The organism is Pseudomonas sp. GW822-FHT04C11 (assembly GCF_058800905.1).
In genome coordinates this window covers 109,980-128,972 of record NZ_JBXAMS010000011.1, presented here as the reverse complement: position 1 = coordinate 128,972, position 18,993 = coordinate 109,980, and the positions used below count along the sequence as shown (strand labels likewise).

General features: G+C 59.5%; 13 protein-coding genes. 8 read left to right on the top strand and 5 right to left on the bottom strand.

Features of this window, described 5'->3' with window-relative positions; translation table 11 throughout:
- Window positions 1-363 carry a response regulator gene (locus tag AC1RJ3_RS18915; protein ID WP_347929948.1) on the bottom strand — a complete coding sequence of 121 codons (363 nt, stop codon included), beginning with the start codon at window positions 361-363 and terminating at the stop codon, window positions 1-3.
- Window positions 364-542: 179 nt separating this feature from the next.
- Here AC1RJ3_RS18915 and AC1RJ3_RS18910 point away from each other — a divergent pair, with 179 nt between their 5' ends.
- The 4 genes from AC1RJ3_RS18910 to AC1RJ3_RS18895 are packed head-to-tail and all read left to right on the top strand — an operon-like array spanning window position 543 to window position 6,458.
- A complete protein-coding gene (locus AC1RJ3_RS18910; protein ID WP_493079867.1) occupies window positions 543-4,010 on the top strand; it encodes a response regulator in 3,468 nt (1,155 codons plus the stop codon).
- A complete protein-coding gene (locus AC1RJ3_RS18905; protein WP_054597201.1) occupies window positions 4,011-4,832 on the top strand; it encodes a CheR family methyltransferase in 822 nt (273 codons plus the stop codon).
- Window positions 4,822-6,036 carry a hybrid sensor histidine kinase/response regulator gene (locus AC1RJ3_RS18900; RefSeq protein ID WP_493079865.1) on the top strand — a complete coding sequence of 405 codons (1,215 nt, stop codon included), beginning with the start codon at window positions 4,822-4,824 and terminating at the stop codon, window positions 6,034-6,036. Before AC1RJ3_RS18905 ends, AC1RJ3_RS18900 begins: the two co-directional genes overlap by 11 nt.
- Window positions 6,037-6,080: 44 nt before the next feature.
- Window positions 6,081-6,458 (top strand): response regulator, encoded by a 378-nt coding sequence (locus AC1RJ3_RS18895; protein WP_054597203.1) that lies wholly within the window; start codon window positions 6,081-6,083, stop codon window positions 6,456-6,458.
- 358 nt (window positions 6,459-6,816) lie between these two features.
- On the opposite strand, the gene AC1RJ3_RS18890 is transcribed toward AC1RJ3_RS18895, so the two are convergent.
- Window positions 6,817-7,872, bottom strand: a complete 1,056-nt coding sequence (locus AC1RJ3_RS18890; protein ID WP_054597204.1) for a HEAT repeat domain-containing protein — start codon at window positions 7,870-7,872, stop codon at window positions 6,817-6,819.
- A gap of 175 nt (window positions 7,873-8,047) precedes the next feature.
- Here AC1RJ3_RS18890 and AC1RJ3_RS18885 point away from each other — a divergent pair, with 175 nt between their 5' ends.
- The 3 genes from AC1RJ3_RS18885 to AC1RJ3_RS18875 are packed head-to-tail and all read left to right on the top strand — an operon-like array spanning window position 8,048 to window position 11,343.
- Window positions 8,048-10,183, top strand: a complete 2,136-nt coding sequence (locus AC1RJ3_RS18885; protein ID WP_493079862.1) for an FUSC family protein — start codon at window positions 8,048-8,050, stop codon at window positions 10,181-10,183.
- Window positions 10,173-10,373: a DUF1656 domain-containing protein gene (locus AC1RJ3_RS18880; protein ID WP_103314531.1), complete on the top strand. Its 201-nt coding sequence runs from the start codon at window positions 10,173-10,175 to the stop codon at window positions 10,371-10,373. The genes AC1RJ3_RS18885 and AC1RJ3_RS18880 overlap by 11 nt, the downstream gene beginning before the upstream one ends.
- Before the next feature lie 4 nt (window positions 10,374-10,377).
- The gene (locus AC1RJ3_RS18875; RefSeq protein ID WP_493079860.1) at window positions 10,378-11,343 is read left to right on the top strand and encodes an HlyD family secretion protein; all 966 of its coding nucleotides are present in this window, start codon (window positions 10,378-10,380) and stop codon (window positions 11,341-11,343) included.
- A 119-nt stretch (window positions 11,344-11,462) separates the two neighbouring features.
- Here the strand turns inward: AC1RJ3_RS18875 and AC1RJ3_RS18870 are convergent, their stop codons facing one another.
- Genes AC1RJ3_RS18870 through mexE form a run of 3 tightly spaced genes read right to left on the bottom strand, consistent with a single transcriptional unit; the run spans window position 11,463 to window position 17,329 of the window.
- The gene (locus tag AC1RJ3_RS18870; RefSeq protein WP_347929951.1) at window positions 11,463-12,884 is read right to left on the bottom strand and encodes an efflux transporter outer membrane subunit; all 1,422 of its coding nucleotides are present in this window, start codon (window positions 12,882-12,884) and stop codon (window positions 11,463-11,465) included.
- Window positions 12,881-16,060: an efflux RND transporter permease subunit gene (locus AC1RJ3_RS18865; protein ID WP_493079858.1), complete on the bottom strand. Its 3,180-nt coding sequence runs from the start codon at window positions 16,058-16,060 to the stop codon at window positions 12,881-12,883. The genes AC1RJ3_RS18870 and AC1RJ3_RS18865 overlap by 4 nt, the downstream gene beginning before the upstream one ends.
- Before the next feature lie 15 nt (window positions 16,061-16,075).
- Window positions 16,076-17,329, bottom strand: a complete 1,254-nt coding sequence (mexE, locus tag AC1RJ3_RS18860) for a multidrug efflux RND transporter periplasmic adaptor subunit MexE (RefSeq protein WP_054597210.1) — start codon at window positions 17,327-17,329, stop codon at window positions 16,076-16,078.
- A 370-nt stretch (window positions 17,330-17,699) separates the two neighbouring features.
- Between mexE and AC1RJ3_RS18855 the strand changes: the two genes are divergently transcribed.
- Window positions 17,700-18,986: an MFS transporter gene (locus tag AC1RJ3_RS18855; RefSeq protein ID WP_493079855.1), complete on the top strand. Its 1,287-nt coding sequence runs from the start codon at window positions 17,700-17,702 to the stop codon at window positions 18,984-18,986.
- Window positions 18,987-18,993 lie beyond the last annotated feature (7 nt).

Below are 18,993 nucleotides of genomic sequence, written 5' to 3'. Positions count from 1 at the left end.
TCAAGCCGTAAGCATGCTCAGGACCTTGTCGCGCAACTGCTCGATAGAGAACGGCTTGCCAATCACCGACATGCCCTCCGGCACTTCAATACTTTCCGCATAGCCACTGGCAAACAGTATCGGCAACGCCGGGTGCAGTACCCGCGCTTGAGCGGCCAGCTCCCGGCCATCCATCTCCGGCAATCCCACATCGGTCATCAGCAGATCGATGATTTGCGCGCTATCGTTGAGCAGGGCAAGCGCTGCTTTGCCACTGTCGGCCTCCAGCACCTTGAACTTGAGTTCTTCCAGTACGTCGACGATCAGCATGCGCACAATGCTATCGTCTTCGACTACAAGGATGGTGGGCGCTGTGGCGGACATGGTGGTGGCTCTCGGAAGAAGACGGTCGGTCACAGGTTGATTGTAGTTACCGGCGTGAGTCGACAGGGTAACCGTTCTCTCTGAATCATGCTGAGCGATGCAGGAAATTCAAATAAAAGATCCAAGGGGCGTTTATGGAGCAAACTCCTTCACTTACGACGGTTCACCAAGGCCATCCAATGACTTCTTCGTCTTCGGTTGATGAGCAAGGTTTTCGCAAACTGTTGAGCCGCAATGTCAGCTTGCCGCTGGGTATGGGCGTGCTGAGCGCGGTGTTTTTTGTCTCTTTGATCACTTATCTGTTGTCGGTGATCCAATGGCTCGAGCACACGGACCGGGTGATCAATAACGCCAACGAAGCGTTAACGCTGACCGTCGACCTGGAAACCGGGATGCGTGGTTTTCTGTTGTCCGGTGACGAGCATTTTCTCGATCCCTACGAAACAGCCAAACCGAGAATCATCGCTGCGCTCAAGACCTTGCAGGAACTGACGGCCGATAACCCGCCGCAGGTTGATCGCCTGCGCAGACTCGAGGCGTTGCAGGTGGAGTGGAACGATTACGCGCAGACCATGATCGACTTGCAGCACCGCAGTGGTGATTACCGGGCGGCCGTGAAATCCGGCCGCGGTAAGCGACTGACCGATGAAATCCGCAAGCAGTACGAAGATGTCATCGACATGGAGCAACAGTTGCGTATCACGCGCAACGAAGGGGTTCGACGCACGACGATCTGGAGCATTTCCCTGTATCTGCTGTTGGTTGCCGGTATCAGTGGTTTGCTGGCCTACGTCGGTCGTCGCGATTTGCTCAGCCTGTCGAAAAAGTACAGCGCCAACCTCGCGGCGCAACAGAGCAGCGCGCAACGTCTGGAACAACAAGCCTGGCTGCGCAATGGCCAGACCGAATTGGCGGAACAGGTGCTTGGGCAACTGACGTTAAATCGGTTGGGACGCAATATTCTGCAGTTTTGCGCGCAATACCTCGGCAGCGCCGTCGGCGCGATTTACGCCAAAGAAGAGCACGGAGGCCTCACGCGCATCGCCTCTTATGGTTTCTCCCGCGAGCAGGAAGGGCGCGAGCAAGCGATCAACAGTGGCGAGGGCATTACCGGCCAGGTGGCACAACAAGGTCGGCTGATTCGTCTGGATGAAGTACCCGCCGGTTATTTCAAAGTCAGCTCGGGGTTGGGTGAGGGCGTGCCGTGCAGTGTGCTGGTGGTGCCGACCCGTGATGACGATCGGGTCAACGGGGTCATCGAACTGGGGTTTCTGCGTGCCCTGACCGAGCGCGATGTCGAGTTGCTGGAGCTGATAGCCGGGAATATCGGCACCTCCATCGAAGCGGCGCGTTATCGCCAACGATTGCAGGAAGTACTCGCCCAGACCCAGCAACTCAATGAAGAGTTACAGGTGCAGCAAGAAGAACTGAAGACTGCCAACGAAGAGCTGGAAGAACAGTCGCGGGTGCTCAAAGAGTCGCAATGGCACCTGGAGACTCAGCAGGCCGAGCTTGAGCAGACCAACGAACAGCTAGCCGAACAGCGCGATGCGATGGATCGCAAGAACGGTGAGTTGAATCAGGCCCAGGTACAACTTGAGGAGCGTGCGCAAGAGTTGCAGCGTTCCAGCCAGTACAAATCCGAATTCCTCGCCAATATGTCCCATGAACTGCGCACGCCGTTGAACAGTTCGTTGATTCTCGCCAGGTTGCTGGCAGAGAACCCACAACAAAACCTCAGCGCCGAACAGGTGACATTTGCCGAGTCGATTTATTCGGCTGGCAACGATTTGCTCAACCTGATCAACGACATTCTCGATATTTCCAAGGTCGAGGCCGGCAAGCTTGTAATACGCCCGGAGAACACCAGTGTCGCGCGGCTGGTCGATGGCTTGCGCGGCATGTTTGAACCGTTGGCAGCGGACAAACATCTGGCGTTCAACCTCGAACTGCAAGCGGATGCGCCGTTGACGGTGTTCACCGATCGTCAGCGTCTGGAGCAGGTGCTCAAGAACCTGTTGTCGAACGCTATCAAGTTTACCGAAAAGGGTAGCGTCAGCCTGACGGTGGCCAGGCAGGCGGGCGAGGGCATTGCTTTTATCGTTCGTGACTCGGGCATCGGTATTGCCAGCGATCAGCAGGAAAGTATTTTCGAGGCCTTCCGTCAGGCCGATGGCAGTACCAACCGTCGTTACGGTGGCACGGGGCTGGGCTTGTCGATTTCCCGTGACCTGGCAGCGTTGCTCGGCGGCTCGATCAGCGTCATCAGCGAGCCGGGGCAGGGCAGCTCATTCACGCTGGTGTTGCCTGTGCAGTATGTCGACCTCGGCGATGAGCCGCGTGAGCTGCTGAAGATCGTACCGGTCGTCGCAGCTCCCAAGGTGACTGCCGCGCCTGCACCGCTGATCGTCGAAGCGAAGATTCCGCGCTTTGCGGATGACCGTGACAAAGCGCCGTTCACTCGCCGTTGCATGCTGGTAGTGGAAGATGAAGTGAACTTCGCACACATCCTCTTCGACCTGGCTCACGAGCTGGGCTATCAATGCCTGGTGGCTCACGGCGCCGATGAAGGGTACGACCTGGCGAAACGCTTCATGCCGGATGCGATTCTGCTGGACATGCGCCTGCCGGACCATTCCGGGCTGACGGTGTTACAGCGCCTGAAAGAACATACCGAAACCCGCCACATCCCGGTTCACGTGATTTCCGTCGAGGACCGTGTCGAGGCCGCCATGCACATGGGCGCCATCGGTTATGCGCTCAAGCCGACCACCCGCGAAGAGCTCAAGGACGTATTCGCGCGACTGGAAGCCAAATTGACGCAAAAGGTCAAGCGCGTGCTGCTGGTGGAAGACGATGACCTGCAACGCGACAGCATTGCCCGGCTGATCGGTGACGATGACATCGAGATCACCGCTGTCGGACTGGCCCAGGAAGCACTGGACCTGCTGCGCGAGACGATCTATGACTGCATGATCATCGACCTGAAACTGCCGGACATGCTCGGCAATGACTTGCTCAAGCGCATGTCCACCGAAGATATCTGCTCGTTCCCGCCGGTGATCGTCTATACCGGGCGTAACCTGACCCGTGATGAAGAGGCGGATCTGCGCAAGTATTCACGCTCGATCATCATCAAGGGCGCGCGCTCGCCAGAGCGCCTGCTCGACGAGGTGACACTGTTCCTGCACAAAGTCGAATCGCGGTTGTCCCATGAGCGGCAAACGATGCTCAAGACTGCCCGCAGCCGCGACAGGGTCTTCGAAGGCCGCAAGGTGCTGTTGGTGGATGATGATGTGCGCAATATCTTTTCCCTCACCAGCGCGCTGGAGCACAAGGGCGCTATCGTGGTGATTGGCCGTAACGGTCGTGAAGCGATCGAGAAACTCAATGAGGTGGATGACATCGACCTGGTGCTGATGGACGTGATGATGCCGGAGATGGACGGTTTTGAAGCCACCCTCGAGATCCGCAAGGACCCGCGCTGGCGCAAGTTACCGATCATTGCGGTGACGGCCAAGGCCATGAAGGACGATCAGGAGCGCTGCCTGCAAGCCGGTTCCAACGATTACCTGGCCAAGCCCATTGACCTGGACCGCCTGTTCTCGCTGATTCGCGTGTGGTTACCGAAGATGGAACGTATCTAAGTGGAGAGAAATACCGACATTGAGCTGCGGTTGCTGGTCGAAGCGATCTACCTCAAATACAGCTACGACTTTCGTGATTACTCCGGCGCTTCGATCAAGCGCCGGGTCAATCACGCCTTGCATCAACTCGAATGCAAAACCATTTCCGCGCTGCAGGAGCGGGTGCTGCACGACCCGACGGCGTTCATGCAGTTGCTGCAATTGCTGACGATTCCGGTCAGCGAGATGTTTCGCGACCCGGCGCACTTCCAGGCCATTCGTCAGGAAGTGGTGCCGCTGCTCAAGACCTATCCTTCGATCAAGATCTGGATTGCCGGGTGCAGCACGGGCGAAGAGGTCTATTCGATGGCCATTCTGCTGCGCGAAGAGGGCTTGCTGGAGCGCACCATCATTTACGCCACTGACATCAACCCGCGCTCGCTGGAAAAGGCCAAACAGGGGATCTTTTCGCTGGCGAACATCCGCGCCTACACCCATAACTACCAGCAGGCCGGTGGTCAGTGCTCGTTCGCCAACTACTATACGGCGGCGTATGACCACGCGATTTTCGACAAGACCCTGTGTGAGAACGTGACTTTCGCCGATCACAGCCTGGCGACTGACAGTGTCTTTTCAGAAACTCAATTAATTTCATGTCGTAATGTATTGATTTATTTCAATAAAAAATTACAGGATCGTGCCTTCGGGTTGTTTCATGAGTCGCTGTGTCATCGTGGTTTCCTGGTGCTGGGCAGTAAGGAGACCCTGGACTTCTCGACCTATGGCAAGCAGTTCGAACCTTTGGTCAAACAAGAACGGATCTACCGCAAGCATGCTGAGTAATATCCAGGCCAAATTGCTGATCGTCGACGATCTGCCAGAGAACCTGCTGGCGCTCGAAGCGTTGATCACGCGTGAAAATCGCACGGTGTACAAGGCGCTATCCGCGGATGAAGCCTTGTCGTTGCTGCTGCAACACGAGTTCGCCATCGCCATCCTCGATGTGCAGATGCCCGGCATGAACGGCTTCGAACTGGCCGAACTGATGCGCGGTACCGAGAAAACCCGGAGCATTCCGATTATTTTCGTCAGTGCGGCCGGGCGAGAGAGTCATTACGCGTTCAAGGGTTACGAAAGTGGCGCCGTGGACTTTTTGCATAAACCGCTGGATATCCACGCGGTGAAAAGCAAGGTCAACGTGTTTGTCGACCTGTACCGGCAGCGCAAGGCGATGAAGCTGCAGGTCGAAGCCCTGGAGCAAGGCCGTCGTGAGCAGGAGGCGTTACTCAAGCAATTGCAGGCCACGCAGAGCGAACTGGAGCAGGCCGTGCGCATGCGCGATGACTTCATGTCGATCGTCGCTCACGAGGTCCGTACACCGTTGAACGGGCTGATCCTCGAAACCCAACTGCGCAAGATGCATCTGGCCCGGGACAATGCTGCGGCGTTTACCCTGGACAAGATGCACGCGATGGTCGATCGCGATGAGCGGCAGATCAAGAGCCTGATTCGCTTGATCGAGGACATGCTCGATGTTTCGCGGATTCGCACCGGCAAGTTGTCCATTCGCCCCAGCCGTTTTGACCTGGCGCAGTTGACGGGTAACCTGTTGCAGAGTTTTGCACCGCAGGTGGAGTCTGCCGAGTCGTCGGTGACGTTTGTCGCTCCGCTACCGGTGGAAGGCAATTGGGATGAGTTTCGCATCGAGCAGGTGGTGTCCAACCTGCTGACCAACGCCCTGCGTTACGGTGCCAAGCGTCCGATCGAGGTTCGCGTGTACAGCCAGGACGGTGAAGCGCGGATGGAGATCAGGGACCAGGGGATTGGCATCAGTGAGGAAAACCAGAAACGTATTTTTCAGCAGTTCGAGCGTGTGTCGGCGAAAACCGTGGTAGCCGGACTGGGTTTAGGGTTATTTATTTCCGAGCAAATCGTCGCCGCCCATGGCGGATCCATCACCGTTGAGAGCAAGATTAATCAAGGTTCGTTATTTCGTGTTTGCCTACCGCTGCAGGAAAACAGACAAAGCAACGCAACCTCTGCGTGACCGAAGGGTCGTATCAGCAGCTATTGACCGAACAAAGGCTTCCCATGAGTGAAGATGCACAAGACGTCGTATTGATTGTTGAAGATGACCCCTCGATCCTGATGGTACTGGTCGCCTATCTGTCGGGTGAGGGCTATCGGGTTTTGCAGGCTGTAGATGGCGAGCAGGCTTTCGAAATTCTCGCGAGCAAACCGCACCTGGATATGATGATCACCGATTACCGTCTGCCGGGTGGCATCTCCGGCGTACAGATTGCCGAACCTGCGGTGAAGCTGCGACCTGAACTCAAGGTGATTTTCATCAGCGGTTACCCGCAGGAAATTCGTGAGTCCGGCAGCCCGATCGCGCAAAAGGCGCCGATCCTGGCCAAGCCGTTCGATCTCGACGAATTACAGGTCTTGATGCACGAAATGCTTTCGTAAGCCCCAGGCAGTACCTCGGGCAGCCGAAGGCTCGGGCCGCGTTCGGACGATCTTTCCGGGATCAAAGATCGCAGGCTGCGCCAGCTCCTACGCTGGTTCAGGTGTATCGAGGTGATCCAGTGCACGATGCACCGCGTAGGCAAGCTTAAACACCCGTCGTAGCAGCTGCCGAGCCTGCGAGGCTGCGTTCGGCCGCGAAGCGGTCGTAAAATCAGGCAACAACGTTCGTTCAGGAAAACAGCGTACACCGGATTGGCGAGGACTACGTCCTCGAACGCAGCCTCGCAGGCTCGGCAGCTGCTACGGGGGGCGGCACTGTTGATCGTTCCCACGCGCATCTATCGAATCTTGTGGTCTTTTAGAGTCCCTGCTGCAACGCCGGGTCATCCGGATTCATCTGCTCAAGTTGTGCCAGCAGCACCTGAACATTCTGCAGCTGGCCGCTTTCCTTCCAGTAGTTGATCAACGTGACTCGCGCCTTGCGATCGGCCGGGTGACGCTGAACGATTTCCTGAAGCTGCTTTTGTGCGGCTTCGAGTTCTTCCTGGCCGTGCAAGGTGGTTGCCAGGTCGTAGCGGTATTCCCTGTTGTCGGGCGCAAGTTCTACCGCTTTTGAAAGACCGAGCAAGGCCAGCTCGTTTTGTCCGTGATGCAGCAACCACAACCCTAAAGCATGCTGCAGGTAAGCGGAGTCAGGTTGGGCCTGCAACTGTCTGGCGAGCATTTGTTGGGCAGCATCGGCCTGGCCCTGTTTATCCAGTACCTCGATCTGCATCACCAGCGCCGGCAAGTTGCCCGGGTCCAGGCGCAAGGTCTGATCGAGCGCCTGCTGTGCTGCTTTCACTTCAGCGTTGTGCAGGTGCAGGCGAGCCAGTTGGTATTGGGTCTCGGCGCTTTCAGGCTGACTATTCAGCGAGTGCTCGTATTCATCGATGACCTGCTGCAAAGGGCCGAAGTACAACCCCAGATCATCCGGCGAAAGCCCCAGCAACGCGTTCGCGGTGGCAAAACGCACGACTTGCTCGTGATCGTCGAGCAATGGCCCGAGCAACAGGCTGCGTTGACCATTGGGCACCAGCCCGACGATGCTTTTGATCGCCGCCTGGCGAACCTCGACCACAGGGCTTTGCAGGTCGGCGTCTGCCAGTTTCAGTGCCTGGGGGCTCGGATAATTCGCCAGTTCGGCATGCAACAGGACACGGCGCGTGTCCGACAAGTCCGGACGTGCCAACTGCTGATAGAGCACTCGCGCCGCACCGGGTTGGCCGTTGCGGGCCTTTTCCATGGCGTCGTGATAGCCCTGCTTGATCGCAGGGGGCACCTCTGGCGTCGTACTGCGCAGAGAAAACCAGGCAATGCCGACGGCAAACAGGACAAGCAGGCTGATGTACAGGTAGCGGCGAGGCATGGGCATGCAGGAATCCGGAATCTGACAGTGTTTGCAAAGCTGCCAGCATCGGTCAGCTGGCGCTGCGAGTCAAACCCGGGACGTGGTTAAAACCATACTTGATGGGCACATGTCGAGCTGAAACCTCTCACGTGTCGTCGCAGTGACTACGCTTGCTGGAGACGACTCGACAAGTGTTTCCATGCAAGCGTTGCTGCAGTACTTCAAGGCGATCCTCCACCCCGGTCCCGGGGTGTTGCTGTTTGCCTTGAGAACGATCACCGCCGGGCTGCTGACACTGTACCTGGCCTTTGTGTTTGACCTCGACCAGCCCAAATGGTCGATCATGGCCGTGGTCATCGTCAGCCAGCCGCTGGCCGGGATGGCGCTAGCCCGCAGTTTTGGCCAGGTCATCGGCACCACGCTGGGCGCGGCCGTGGCCGTGGTGATCATGGCGATCTTCCCCCAGGCGCCGGTGCCTTTCGTGATGACGTTGTCCCTGTGGCTGGCGCTGTGCACCGCCGGTGGCACCTTGTTGCGCTACACCAGTTCCCAGGCATTTGTGCTCAGCGGCTATACGGCAGTAGTGGTGGGGCTGCTGGCAGTGCCTGATCTGGAGGGCACCTTCCTGTTGGCCGTGACCCGCGTGACCGAGACGTTGCTGGCGGTTGCCTGTGTCTGTGTGGTCAGCCTGCTGACCGCGCGTCCGGAGGCTGTGGCCAAGGATTACTTTGCCAGGATCGATCAGGTGATCAAGCTGCTGGCAACCCATGCCAGCGCGGTCATTCGGACCGAAGAAAGCGAGGAAGACTTCCACCGTCGGCAAATGCAGCTACTTGGGCAGATCAGTGCGCTGGAGGGGGTACGCCGGCATTTGTATTACGACGCGCCGCGTTTGCGCAGTGCCGACGACCTGGTGCAATTGCTTGGCAATCAACTGCTGTTGCTGACCGCGCGGCTCACCGCATTGCGCCATCAGCGCGAGCTGTTGCTCGAACGCTGGGAAGGCGAGATCCCTGCCGAAATCCAGCATTTGCTGAACGAAGAGCTGACCTTTCTCGATGAACTGGCCCGGCAGGGGCGCGCGCTGTCCAGCGAGCAGCGGCACCAGTTTGCGGCATTGCAACAGCGCTTCGATGCACTGGCCTACCGTTCGGAGCAACTGACCGAGCCCTTGAAGGCCACCTTGCGCTCGCTGTCATGGTCACTGCGTTGGGAACAGGCGCGAATGCTCCAGCAGCTTGAAACGATTCTGGAATTGAGCGATGCGATCCAGAGCGGACGCAAGGCCAGTAGCGTGTTTCGCGGTCAGGCCAATCCACTGCATCTGGATTTCACCCTGGCGACGATGAACGCCATCCGTGCGTTCTGCGCACTGATGGTGGCTGGCCTGATATGGATCGAAACCGGTTGGGACGGCGCCCGGGGCGGGATGATTGTGGCGGGGATCCTCTGCTCGTTGATGGCGACGTTTCCCCGCCCGTTGTTGGCTGCCCAGAGCTATGCCCGGGGCTTGGGTCTGGCGCTGGTGGTGTCGGCGCTGCTTGAATTTGCGCTGGTGCCGATGATCAGTAGCTTCGAGCTGTTGGCCCTGTTGCTGGCGCCATTGCTGTATGCCGTTGCGGTGGGGTTGTCCAGCCCGCCAACCACGGGGACGGGGATCGGGCTGGGATTGTCGACGTTTCTGTTATTGGGCCCGCAGAACACCGGATTAGGGCAGAACACCGCGATCCAGTGGTTTGAATTTGCTGGCGCTTACACTTGCGCCACCGTGCTGGCGTTGAGTGTCTATGCCTTGATCTTCCCCTTCAGGCCCGTTCTGCGTATTCGCCGGCTGCACCAGGAAAATTGCGAGCAGGTCTATGCCTTGCTGAAAAAACCGGCCACGGATGAAAACCAGTTTGCCTTCGAGAGTCGTCTGGTCGACCGTCTGACCACGATGCTGGGGCTGTTGCCATCCATCCAGGACAAGCCTGCGCGTGACCTGTTCGAGGTCAGCCTCGGCTGTCTGGCCCTGGGCATTGCCTTGAACCAGCTCAGGCAGCAGGGGCAGAACAACCTGCTACTGAGTCCGCAGACGCAAACCCGGTTGTTTGCCACCGTTCAGGAAGCCGGGCGGCTGGTTGCCGGTCGGCCGAACATCGAAGTGGATCGCGTGATCGACAGCCTGCACGCCTTGGGCGATGAGCTGGACGCGCTGCACTGCAGCGTCCATGAACACCTGTGGTCAGTGTTTCGCATGCGTGTGGCGTTGTTGATCGTGGTGTCGTTCCTGGAGCGCCACCGTGGCCACTTTGAGCCTGTCACCTTGCAAGGAGTACCTGCGCTTGACCATTGATCTGGAAATAGGCGGTGTCTATCTGCCGCCGATTGCCCAGGCGCTGTTGCTGGGCTTGCCGATTTTCCTGGTGCTGGACTGGATCCTGCGGCGCCTCGGCGTGTTGCAGTTCGTCTGGCATGAAGCCTTGTTCGAAGGCGCGTTGTACGCCTGCGTGTGCGCGATGTTGATTCTGGCGATGGGAGCCTGATGCCTTGAAGAAGATTCTTGCCCAACTCTCGACACTGGCAGTGGTCGTGCTGGCTTTTGTGCTCGGCTGGTTTGCCTGGGAGCATTACACCCGCGCACCCTGGACTCGGGACGCACGGGTGCGTGCCGATGTGGTGACCTTGTCCGCCGATGTTGCGGGACGCATCGTCCGCCTGGGTGTGCAGGATAACCAGCATGTGGAGAAGGGGCAGTTGCTGCTGGAAATCGATCCCTCGCGTTACGCCTTGGCAGTGGAACACGCCAAGCGTTCGGTGGAAGTGGCGAAGGCCTCGCTGGGGCAATCGCAAGCCACCATCGTTGCCAGCCAGGCGCTGCTCAAGCAGCGTCAAAGCGAGGAGCTGCGTCGACGGACCCTCAAGGAACGCATGGCGGTTTCTGGCGAAGAGTGGGAAAAGTCCAGTACCGAGGTGTCGGTGGCCCAGGCCGATTTGCTGCGCAACCAGGCCAACCTGGGTTTTGCCCAGGCCAACGTGCAACTGGCCATCGCCGCATTGGCCGAGGCTGAACACGATCTGCAGCGCACTCGGGTCGAATCGCCGGTCAGTGGCTACGTCACCAATCTGCTGACGCGGCAGGGCGATTACGCGACCGCGGGCGGGCCGCTGGTGGCGCTGGTGGACAGCGACTCGTTTTATATCAGCGGCTACTTCGAAGAAACCAAACTGCCGCGAATCGCGGAGGGTGACCGGGTCGACATCGAATTGATGAGTGGCGAACGTTTTGGCGGCACCGTGCAAAGCATCGCTTTCGCCATTGCCGACCGGGAGAACCTGCCCGGCGGGCGTTTGCTGGCCAACATCAACCCAAGCTACACCTGGGTCAAACTGGCGCAACGGGTGCCGGTACGGATTCAGATCGACGCCGACTATGCCGGCAAAAACACGCTGCGTGCCGGGACCACGGCTACGGTGACTGTCCAGGAAACCCGCAAATCCGACGATCACCGCTAACACGGGGGAATGTGGGGAATCACCATTGTTTGCAGGCAAAAAAAGCCCCGCGACCGAATGAGACGCGGGGCAAAAAATTTGGTTGGTTGCGGCCAACCAAAGGAGCTCTTGAAAAGGGGTTACCTGCTGGCGACCGTCTCGGGTTGCCAGCCACCGCCGAGGGCCTTGTAGATGGCGACGATGCCACGGTAAAGATCAACCTCGGCCTGGGCCTGGGAATCCTCGGCGGCCAAGCGCTCACGTTGTGCATCGAGCAGCACCAGGAAATCCACGGTGCCTTCGCGGTAGCGAATTTGCGCCAGGTCAGCCGCAGCACGGCTTGACTCACTCTGACGAATCAGCGAGATCAGGCGCTGTTGACGTTTACCGTAATCGGAGAAAGCGTTCTCCGATTCTTCCAGCGCTAACAACACTTGCTGCTCGTAGGTCGCCAGGGCGCCTTCGGCGTTAGCATCGGCTGCCCGCAAACGAGCGCGCACGCTGCCCAGGTCGAAGGCGGCCCAGGTAATGCTTGGGCTGAGCGCCCAGGCGCTGGCTGCCGACGAGCCGATCTGCGATCCACGCCCAGCGGTGAAGCCGAGGAAACCGCTGAGGCTGACCCGTGGGAACAGATCGGCCTTAGCCACACCAATTCGCGCGGTGGCGGCGGCCAGCTTGCGTTCGGCACTGCGGATATCCGGACGGCGTTGCAGCAGCTCACCCGGATCACCAATCGGCAAGGCCTTGGCAATCGCCGGCAAGTTGGCCGGGCTGAGGTCGACGGTCAGTTTGTCCGGTCGTTCACCCAGCAGGGTGGCGATGCGGTTGCGTTGACGCACCTGCACTTCTTGCAGTTGCGGCACGCTGGCTTCGACGGAGGCGAGGCGGGCATCGGCGCGAACCACATCGAGCTGATCGCCCACGCCGGCATCACGCAGGCTCACGGTGATTTTGCTCGACTCTTGCTGGTTCTGCAGGTTGGCCAGCGCGATTTTTTCCCGCAGTTGCGCACCGCGCAGTTGACCGTAAGCGTCCACCAGTTCGGCAATCATGCTGACTTGCAGTTGATGCAGATCGGCTTCGGCTGCTTGTTGATCGGCATCGGCGGCTTCCAGATTGCGCTGGATTCGGCCGAACAAGTCGACTTCCCAGGCCATGTCCAGGCCCAGGTCATAGCGTTCGCTGTTGACGCGCTGAGTGGTCTGGCCGGGAATCTGGCCTTTGGCCAAATCACTGCTGGCGCGGCTGGTGACGTTGGGTGTGGTCTGGGTGGCCGCGTCATCACGGAACGCCCGAGATGCCTTCAAGCGCGCATACGCCACTCGCAGATCACGGTTGCCCTGCAACGACTGGGTCACCAACTGATTGAGGATCGGGTCATCGAACTGCTGCCACCAGACACCTTCGAAGCGTGCGCGGTCGAAGTTCTTCTGACCGTTGGCGCCATCGGTGGCGGCCGTGATGTTGGCCGCCTCCGTTGCCGGGGTCTTGTAGTCCGGGCCGACGGCACAGGCACTCAGGGCCAGTACCAGCAAGCTCGGCAGGAAGACTTTCAGACTCATTGTTGCGCCTCCAGTTTCAGGGCCTTGGCCGCTTTGCGGGCATCGCTGCGTTCCACAAAACGACGGATCAATACGTAGAACACCGGCGTCAGCAACAGACCGAAGAAGGTCACCCCGAGCATCCCGGAGAACACCGCCACACCCATGGCGTGACGCATTTCTGCACCGGCACCGCTGGAGAACACCAGAGGCACCACGCCCATGATGAAGGCGAAGGAGGTCATCAGGATCGGCCGCAGACGCAGACGGCAGGCTTCCAGTACCGCGCTGAGCGGGTCCAGGCCTTCCTCTTGCTTGTCCTTGGCGAACTCGACGATCAGGATCGCGTTCTTACAGGCCAGTCCCACCAGAACGATCAAGCCGATCTGGGTGAAGATGTTGTTGTCGCCACCGGAGAGAATCACCCCGGTAATCGCCGACAGCAGGGTCATCGGGACGATCAGGATCACCGCCAGCGGCAGGCTCCAGCTCTCGTATTGCGCGGCCAGTACCAGGAACGCCAGCAGTACGCAGAGCGGGAACACGAACAGCGCGGTGTTGCCGGACAGAATTTGCTGGTAGGTCAGGTCGGTCCACTCGTAGGTCATGCCGTTAGGCAGTTCGTCCTTGAGCAGTTTCTCGATGGCCTGTTGCGCTTGGCCGGAGCTGTAGCCAGGGGCTGCGGCGCCGTTGATTTCAGCGGTGATAAAGCCGTTGTAGTGCATCACGCGGTCCGGGCCCGAGGTGTCGCTGACCTTGATGAAGGTCGCCAGCGGGATCATCTCGCCTTTGTTGTTGCGCACTTTCAGCTGGCCGATCTGATCCGGTTCGAGGCGGAACTGTTGCTCTGCCTGAACGTTGACCTGATAAGTGCGACCGAAGCGGTTGAAGTCGTTGGCATACAACGAACCCAGGTAGATCTGCAGGGTGTCGAAGATGTCGCTGACGGCCACGCCGTGGGTCTTGGCTTTTTCGCGGTCGATGGCAGCATCGACCTGTGGCACGTTCACGGTGTAGCTGGTGAACAGCCCGGCCAGTTCCGGCACGCTGCGGCTCTTGGTGATGATGTTCATGGTTTCTTTGTACAGCTCGTCATACCCCAGGTTGCCCCGGTCTTCGATCTGCAGGCGGAAACCACCGATGGTGCCCAGGCCTTGTACCGGCGGCGGCGGGAAGATCGCCATGTAGGCTTCCTGAATCCCGGCGTACTGGCCGTTCAAGGCACCGGCAATGGCACCGGCCGACTGGCTTGGGTCCTTGCGCTGGTCGAACGGTTTCAGGGTGACGAACACGATGCCGGCGTTAGGGCTGTTGGTGAAGCCGTTGATCGACAGGCCAGGGAAGGCCACTGCGCTTTCCACGCCAGGCTGTTTAAGGGCCAGGTCGGACATGCGCTTGATCACATCTTCAGTGCGGTCCAGGCTCGCCGCGTCCGGCAGTTGGGCGAAGGCCACCAAGTATTGCTTGTCCTGGCCGGGCACGAAACCGGTCGGGGTGTTCGAGAAGCCGAGGAACGTCAGCGCCATCAGGCCGGCGTACAGCAGCAGGGCGATGCCGCTGCTGCGGATCACACGAGCCACAGTGCCGACATAACCATGGCTGGCACGATCAAAGAAACGGTTGAACGGACGGAACAGCCAGCCACCGAAAATACCGTCGAGGACCTTCGAGAAATGGTCCTTCGGCGCGTCATGGCTCTTGAGCAACACGGCAGCCAACGCTGGCGACAGGGTCAGCGAGTTGAAGGCCGAGATCACCGTGGAGATCGCAATGGTCAACGCGAACTGCTTGTAGAACTGCCCGGTCAACCCGGAGATGAAGGCCGCCGGGATAAACACGGCACACAGCACCAGCGCGGTGGCGATGATCGGTCCGGTTACTTCACGCATGGCGCGCTTGGTCGCTTCGACCGGTGTCAGCCCGAGGCCGATATTCCGTTCGACGTTTTCCACCACCACGATGGCGTCGTCGACCACGATACCGATGGCCAATACCAATCCGAACAATGACAACGCGTTAAGCGAGAAGCCGAACAGGTGCATCACGGCGAACGTACCGATCAACGACACCGGTACCGCCACCAACGGAATGATCGAGGCACGCCAGGTTTGCAGGAACAGGATCACCACCAGCACAACCAGAATCAGTGCTTCGAACAGCGTGTGCACCACCGCTTCGATGGAACCGCGAACGAAAATCGTCGGGTCATACACGATGCTGAAGTCCATGCCTTCGGGGAAGCTCTTCTTCAGCTCGGCCATTTTGGCGCGGACTTCGTTGGAGATCTCGATAGCGTTGGAGCCTGGACGCTGGAAGATCGGGATCGCCACGGCCGGTTGGTTGTTCAGCAAGGAACGCAAGGCGTACTGGCTGGAGCCGAGTTCGACGCGAGCAATGTCCTTGAGGCGAGTGATTTCACCATTTTCGCCAGAGCGAATAATGATGTTCTCGAACTCTTCCTCGGAGACCAGGCGACCTTGGGTGTTGACCGAGAGCTGGAACGCGGTGGCGTTCGGTGCAGGTGGCGCACCCAGGGCACCGGCGGCAACCTGGCGGTTCTGTTCGCGAATCGCGTTGACCACATCGGTCGCGGTCAGGTTGCGCGAAGCGGTCTTGTTCGGATCGAGCCAGACCCGCAGCGAATAGTCGCCCATGCCGAACAGTTGCACGTCACCGACGCCGCCCAGCCGCGCCAGCTCATCCTTGATGTTGAGCAAGGCGTAGTTGGACAGGTAGAGCATGTCGTAGCGCTTGTCCGGCGAGGTCAAGTGCACAACCATGGTCAGGTCGGGCGAAGCCTTGTCCACCGTGATACCGATCCGGGTCACTTCGGCGGGCAGCTTGGGCTCGGAGCGGGTGACACGGTTCTGCACCTGAACCTGTGCGTTGTCCAGGTCGGTGCCCAGCGCAAAGGTGATGGTCAGGGTGATCTTGCCGTCAGCGGTGGACTGCGAGGACATGTACAGCATGTTCTCGACGCCGGTGATGGCTTGCTCCAGCGGAGCGGCCACGGTTTCACCGATGACTTTAGGGTTGGCACCCGGGAAGTTGGCGCGGACCACCACGGTCGGTGGCACGACTTCCGGGTATTCGCTGATCGGTAGCTGGAACAGCGAGATGCTGCCGGCGATCAGGATCAGCAGCGAGAGCACCGCTGCGAAGATCGGCCGTGAAATGAAGAATTGGGAAAAATTCATCGGAGTTGTCGTCCCTTAACCGCGTGGAGTCGCAGCGGCGAGTTTCACAGCCGTACCCGGCGCAACCTTGGCAGGTGCGACTTGGGGCAGGTTGCTGGCTTCAAGCGCTTGGCGTTGTTGAGCGAGGGCCGCGAGGGTTTCCTGGCTGGCCATCGGGATCACTTCAGGCGTCACCGGGGAACCCGGACGAACCCGTTGCAGACCCTTGACGATGATCGTGTCGTCCTTGTTCAGGCCGCTGCGCACAATGCGCAAACCTTCGATCTTCGGACCCAGTTCGACGGCGCGATAAGCCGACTTGTTGTCGGCGTCCATCACCAGTACAAACTTTTTACCCAGGTCGGTACCGACGGCTTCGTCGTTGATCAGTACAGCGGAATAGGTCCCGCTGCCCACCAGTTTCAGGCGAGCGTAGAGGCCGGGGGTGTATTCGCCCTTGCTGTTGTCAAACACGGCGCGACCACGGATGGTGCCGGTTTTCGGGTTGACCTGGTTGTCGACGAAGTTCATCTGGCCCAGGTGTGGGTTGCCTTCTTCATTGGACAGGCCAAGGTAAACCGGAGTGGTTTGACCGCGTTGGCCCTGGCGGGCGAGCTGGGTGTACTTGAGGTACACACGCTCATCGGCGTCGAAGTAGGCGTAAATCTTGTCGGTGGAGACCACGCTGGTCAGCGCGGTGACATCGGCGGTGACCAGGTTGCCGGCGGTGATTTCCGCACGGCTGACGCGGCCACTGATCGGTGCGGTGACGCGGGTAAAGCTGAGGTTCAGTTTGGCCAGGTCCAGTTGCGCCTGGAGGGCGCCGACAGCGGCTCGGGCCTCTTGGGCGGCGCTGCTGCGCGAGTCGGCCAGCTCGGCAGAAATCGCATTGCTGGTGCGCAGGCGCTCACCGCGTTGGGCTTCGTTTTCGCTGCGGGTAGCATTGGCGCGGCCCTGGGCAACCAGGGCTTCAAGACGGCGGACCTCAGCCTGGAAGGGGCGAGGGTCGATCTGGAACAGCAAATCGCCCTTTTTCACAAGGGCGCCTTCGGTGAATGCGACTTCGTCGATCTGGCCTGACACCCGAGGACGAATCTCAACGGTTTCCGGTGCCTCGAGGCGGCCGGTGAAATCGTCCCACTCGTTGACCGGTTGTTCCAGCACCTTGGCCACGCTGACTTTGGCCGCAGGCATGGCGGCAGCGGTGCCCGGGGTCTTGCCGCAGGCGCTCATCACCAGCATGGCCAAAACGGCCAAGGGGAAGCGCAAATGTTTGAATGACTGTTCCATGGATGCATCCGCCACTGTATTGAGATGGGCGGATGATGCTCGGCGGGGCTGTATCAAACGAATCGAATGAGGCAAAGGTAACTATCATTCGGAATGATATAAGCGCCGAGTTAGCCCCCTAGCATGGGGCTTTCGTTAGGCGGCTATCAATGTGCCTGATGACAATTCAGTGTTGCGGGGAGTGCAAAGGTCAGGTTGAAAACCGAGTCGCGGTCATCGTGAGCAAGCTCGCTTCTTGCTGTGCCCGAACTGCCTGGGCCGTTACCAGCTTTCGGCTTTTTCGGTGATCGACCTTGCGCTTGGTCAATCTGGCCAATAGTGGGCTTACAGGTCCGTTGTATGACGGGTCTTCATGTGCGGAATTGATGATATGAAGTTGTTTAGACCGTTGCTTCAGCGGCCTGTGGCGTTGCTGTGGGGAGGGCTGGCGCTATCCTCGATCGGCGACGAATTGTTCGCGATCGCTGTCGCCTGGATGGCGGTGCAGATCGCCGGCACCGATGCGAGTTGGCTTAGTGCGTTGCGCGGCGGGGCGGCGCTGGCGGGCGCGTTGCTGGGAGGGATCTGGGCCGAGCGCTGGGACCATCGACGCACGATGATCGGCGCTGACCTTGCGCGGGCCGGGCTCGCGCTGATTCCGATGCTGGCTTGGGCGTTGGGCATCCTGAGCCTGTGGATGCTGGCGGTGCCGGTCATGCTCATGATGATCGTCAACTCTTTGTTCGAACCGGCCTTGCGCGCCAGCCTGCCACGTATTGTCGCGGCGCCGGACCAGTTGCAGGCCGTCAACGCGCTGTTCGACGCAATTATCCGGGTGGCCCGGGTGATCGGGCCGATGCTGGCCGCGGCCATTACCTTGCTGATTCCGCTTGAACATCTGTTTACCCTCAATAGCCTGACGTTCCTGATCTCGGCCTGGGCGGTGATGAAGCTGAGCACGGCATTGCCTCGCCAACCGGTCAAGGTGACGAGCCGGCGTGCCGCCTTCACCGCCGGTTGGCGCAGCCTGATCGGTCGTCGGCAGATGCAGGTGGTGTATGTGTGTGCGGGGTTGGGCAACGTCGCCTGGAGCCTGGGCATTTCCATCGGCATGGCGCTGGCCGTGGTCAAGTGCGACATCCAGGGTTTCGGTGTACGGGGCTTTGCCGCCTACGGCCTGATCATGGGCGCCTATGGTTGCGGCAACCTGATCTCTATTTTTGTCGTCGGCAACCTGCATATCCGACGCTTGTACGGTGGTTTTACCTTCGGCTCGGTGGTCAACGGCCTGGGCATTGCGACCATCGGTGCGGCGGTGATGTACCTGCCAGCGGAGTACGTCCTGGTCGGGATGATGCTCGGCGCAGGCCTGGCCGCGCTCGGCGGGCCGCTGATCGACATCTCGTTCATTCTGCTGATTCAAACCACGTTCAGGCAAAGCGAGATTGCCGGGCTGGCAAGGTTACGCTATGCCGCGCTGGGGGCCTCCATTCTCATCGCCGGGGCCTGCGGTGCGGCATTTTATGCCCGGTTCGAAACCGGCATGGTCATCGTCGGCAGCGGGATTTTTGAAGTCATCGTCGGTGCGATTGTGTTGCTCGTCCCCAAGGACAATGAAGCGGTCTACGCGAACACGGGGGAAGAGCCTCTGTTGGATGGCAATGAGGTCACCCGATGAGCGCTTT

Bases quoted from the DNA above. Each gene is read 5' to 3' on its own strand.
- AC1RJ3_RS18865 (WP_493079858.1), bottom strand. From the start codon at position 16,060: ATGAATTTTTCCCAATTCTTCATTTCACGGCCGATCTTCGCAGCGGTG.
- AC1RJ3_RS18895 (WP_054597203.1), top strand. From the start codon at position 6,081: ATGAGTGAAGATGCACAAGACGTCGTATTGATTGTTGAAGATGACCCC.
- mexE (WP_054597210.1), bottom strand. From the start codon at position 17,329: ATGGAACAGTCATTCAAACATTTGCGCTTCCCCTTGGCCGTTTTGGCC.
- AC1RJ3_RS18890 (WP_054597204.1), bottom strand. From the start codon at position 7,872: ATGCCCATGCCTCGCCGCTACCTGTACATCAGCCTGCTTGTCCTGTTT.
- AC1RJ3_RS18870 (WP_347929951.1), bottom strand. From the start codon at position 12,884: ATGAGTCTGAAAGTCTTCCTGCCGAGCTTGCTGGTACTGGCCCTGAGT.
- AC1RJ3_RS18885 (WP_493079862.1), top strand. From the start codon at position 8,048: ATGCAAGCGTTGCTGCAGTACTTCAAGGCGATCCTCCACCCCGGTCCC.
- AC1RJ3_RS18910 (WP_493079867.1), top strand. From the start codon at position 543: ATGACTTCTTCGTCTTCGGTTGATGAGCAAGGTTTTCGCAAACTGTTG.
- AC1RJ3_RS18900 (WP_493079865.1), top strand. From the start codon at position 4,822: ATGCTGAGTAATATCCAGGCCAAATTGCTGATCGTCGACGATCTGCCA.
- AC1RJ3_RS18855 (WP_493079855.1), top strand. From the start codon at position 17,700: ATGAAGTTGTTTAGACCGTTGCTTCAGCGGCCTGTGGCGTTGCTGTGG.
- AC1RJ3_RS18915 (WP_347929948.1), bottom strand. From the start codon at position 363: ATGTCCGCCACAGCGCCCACCATCCTTGTAGTCGAAGACGATAGCATT.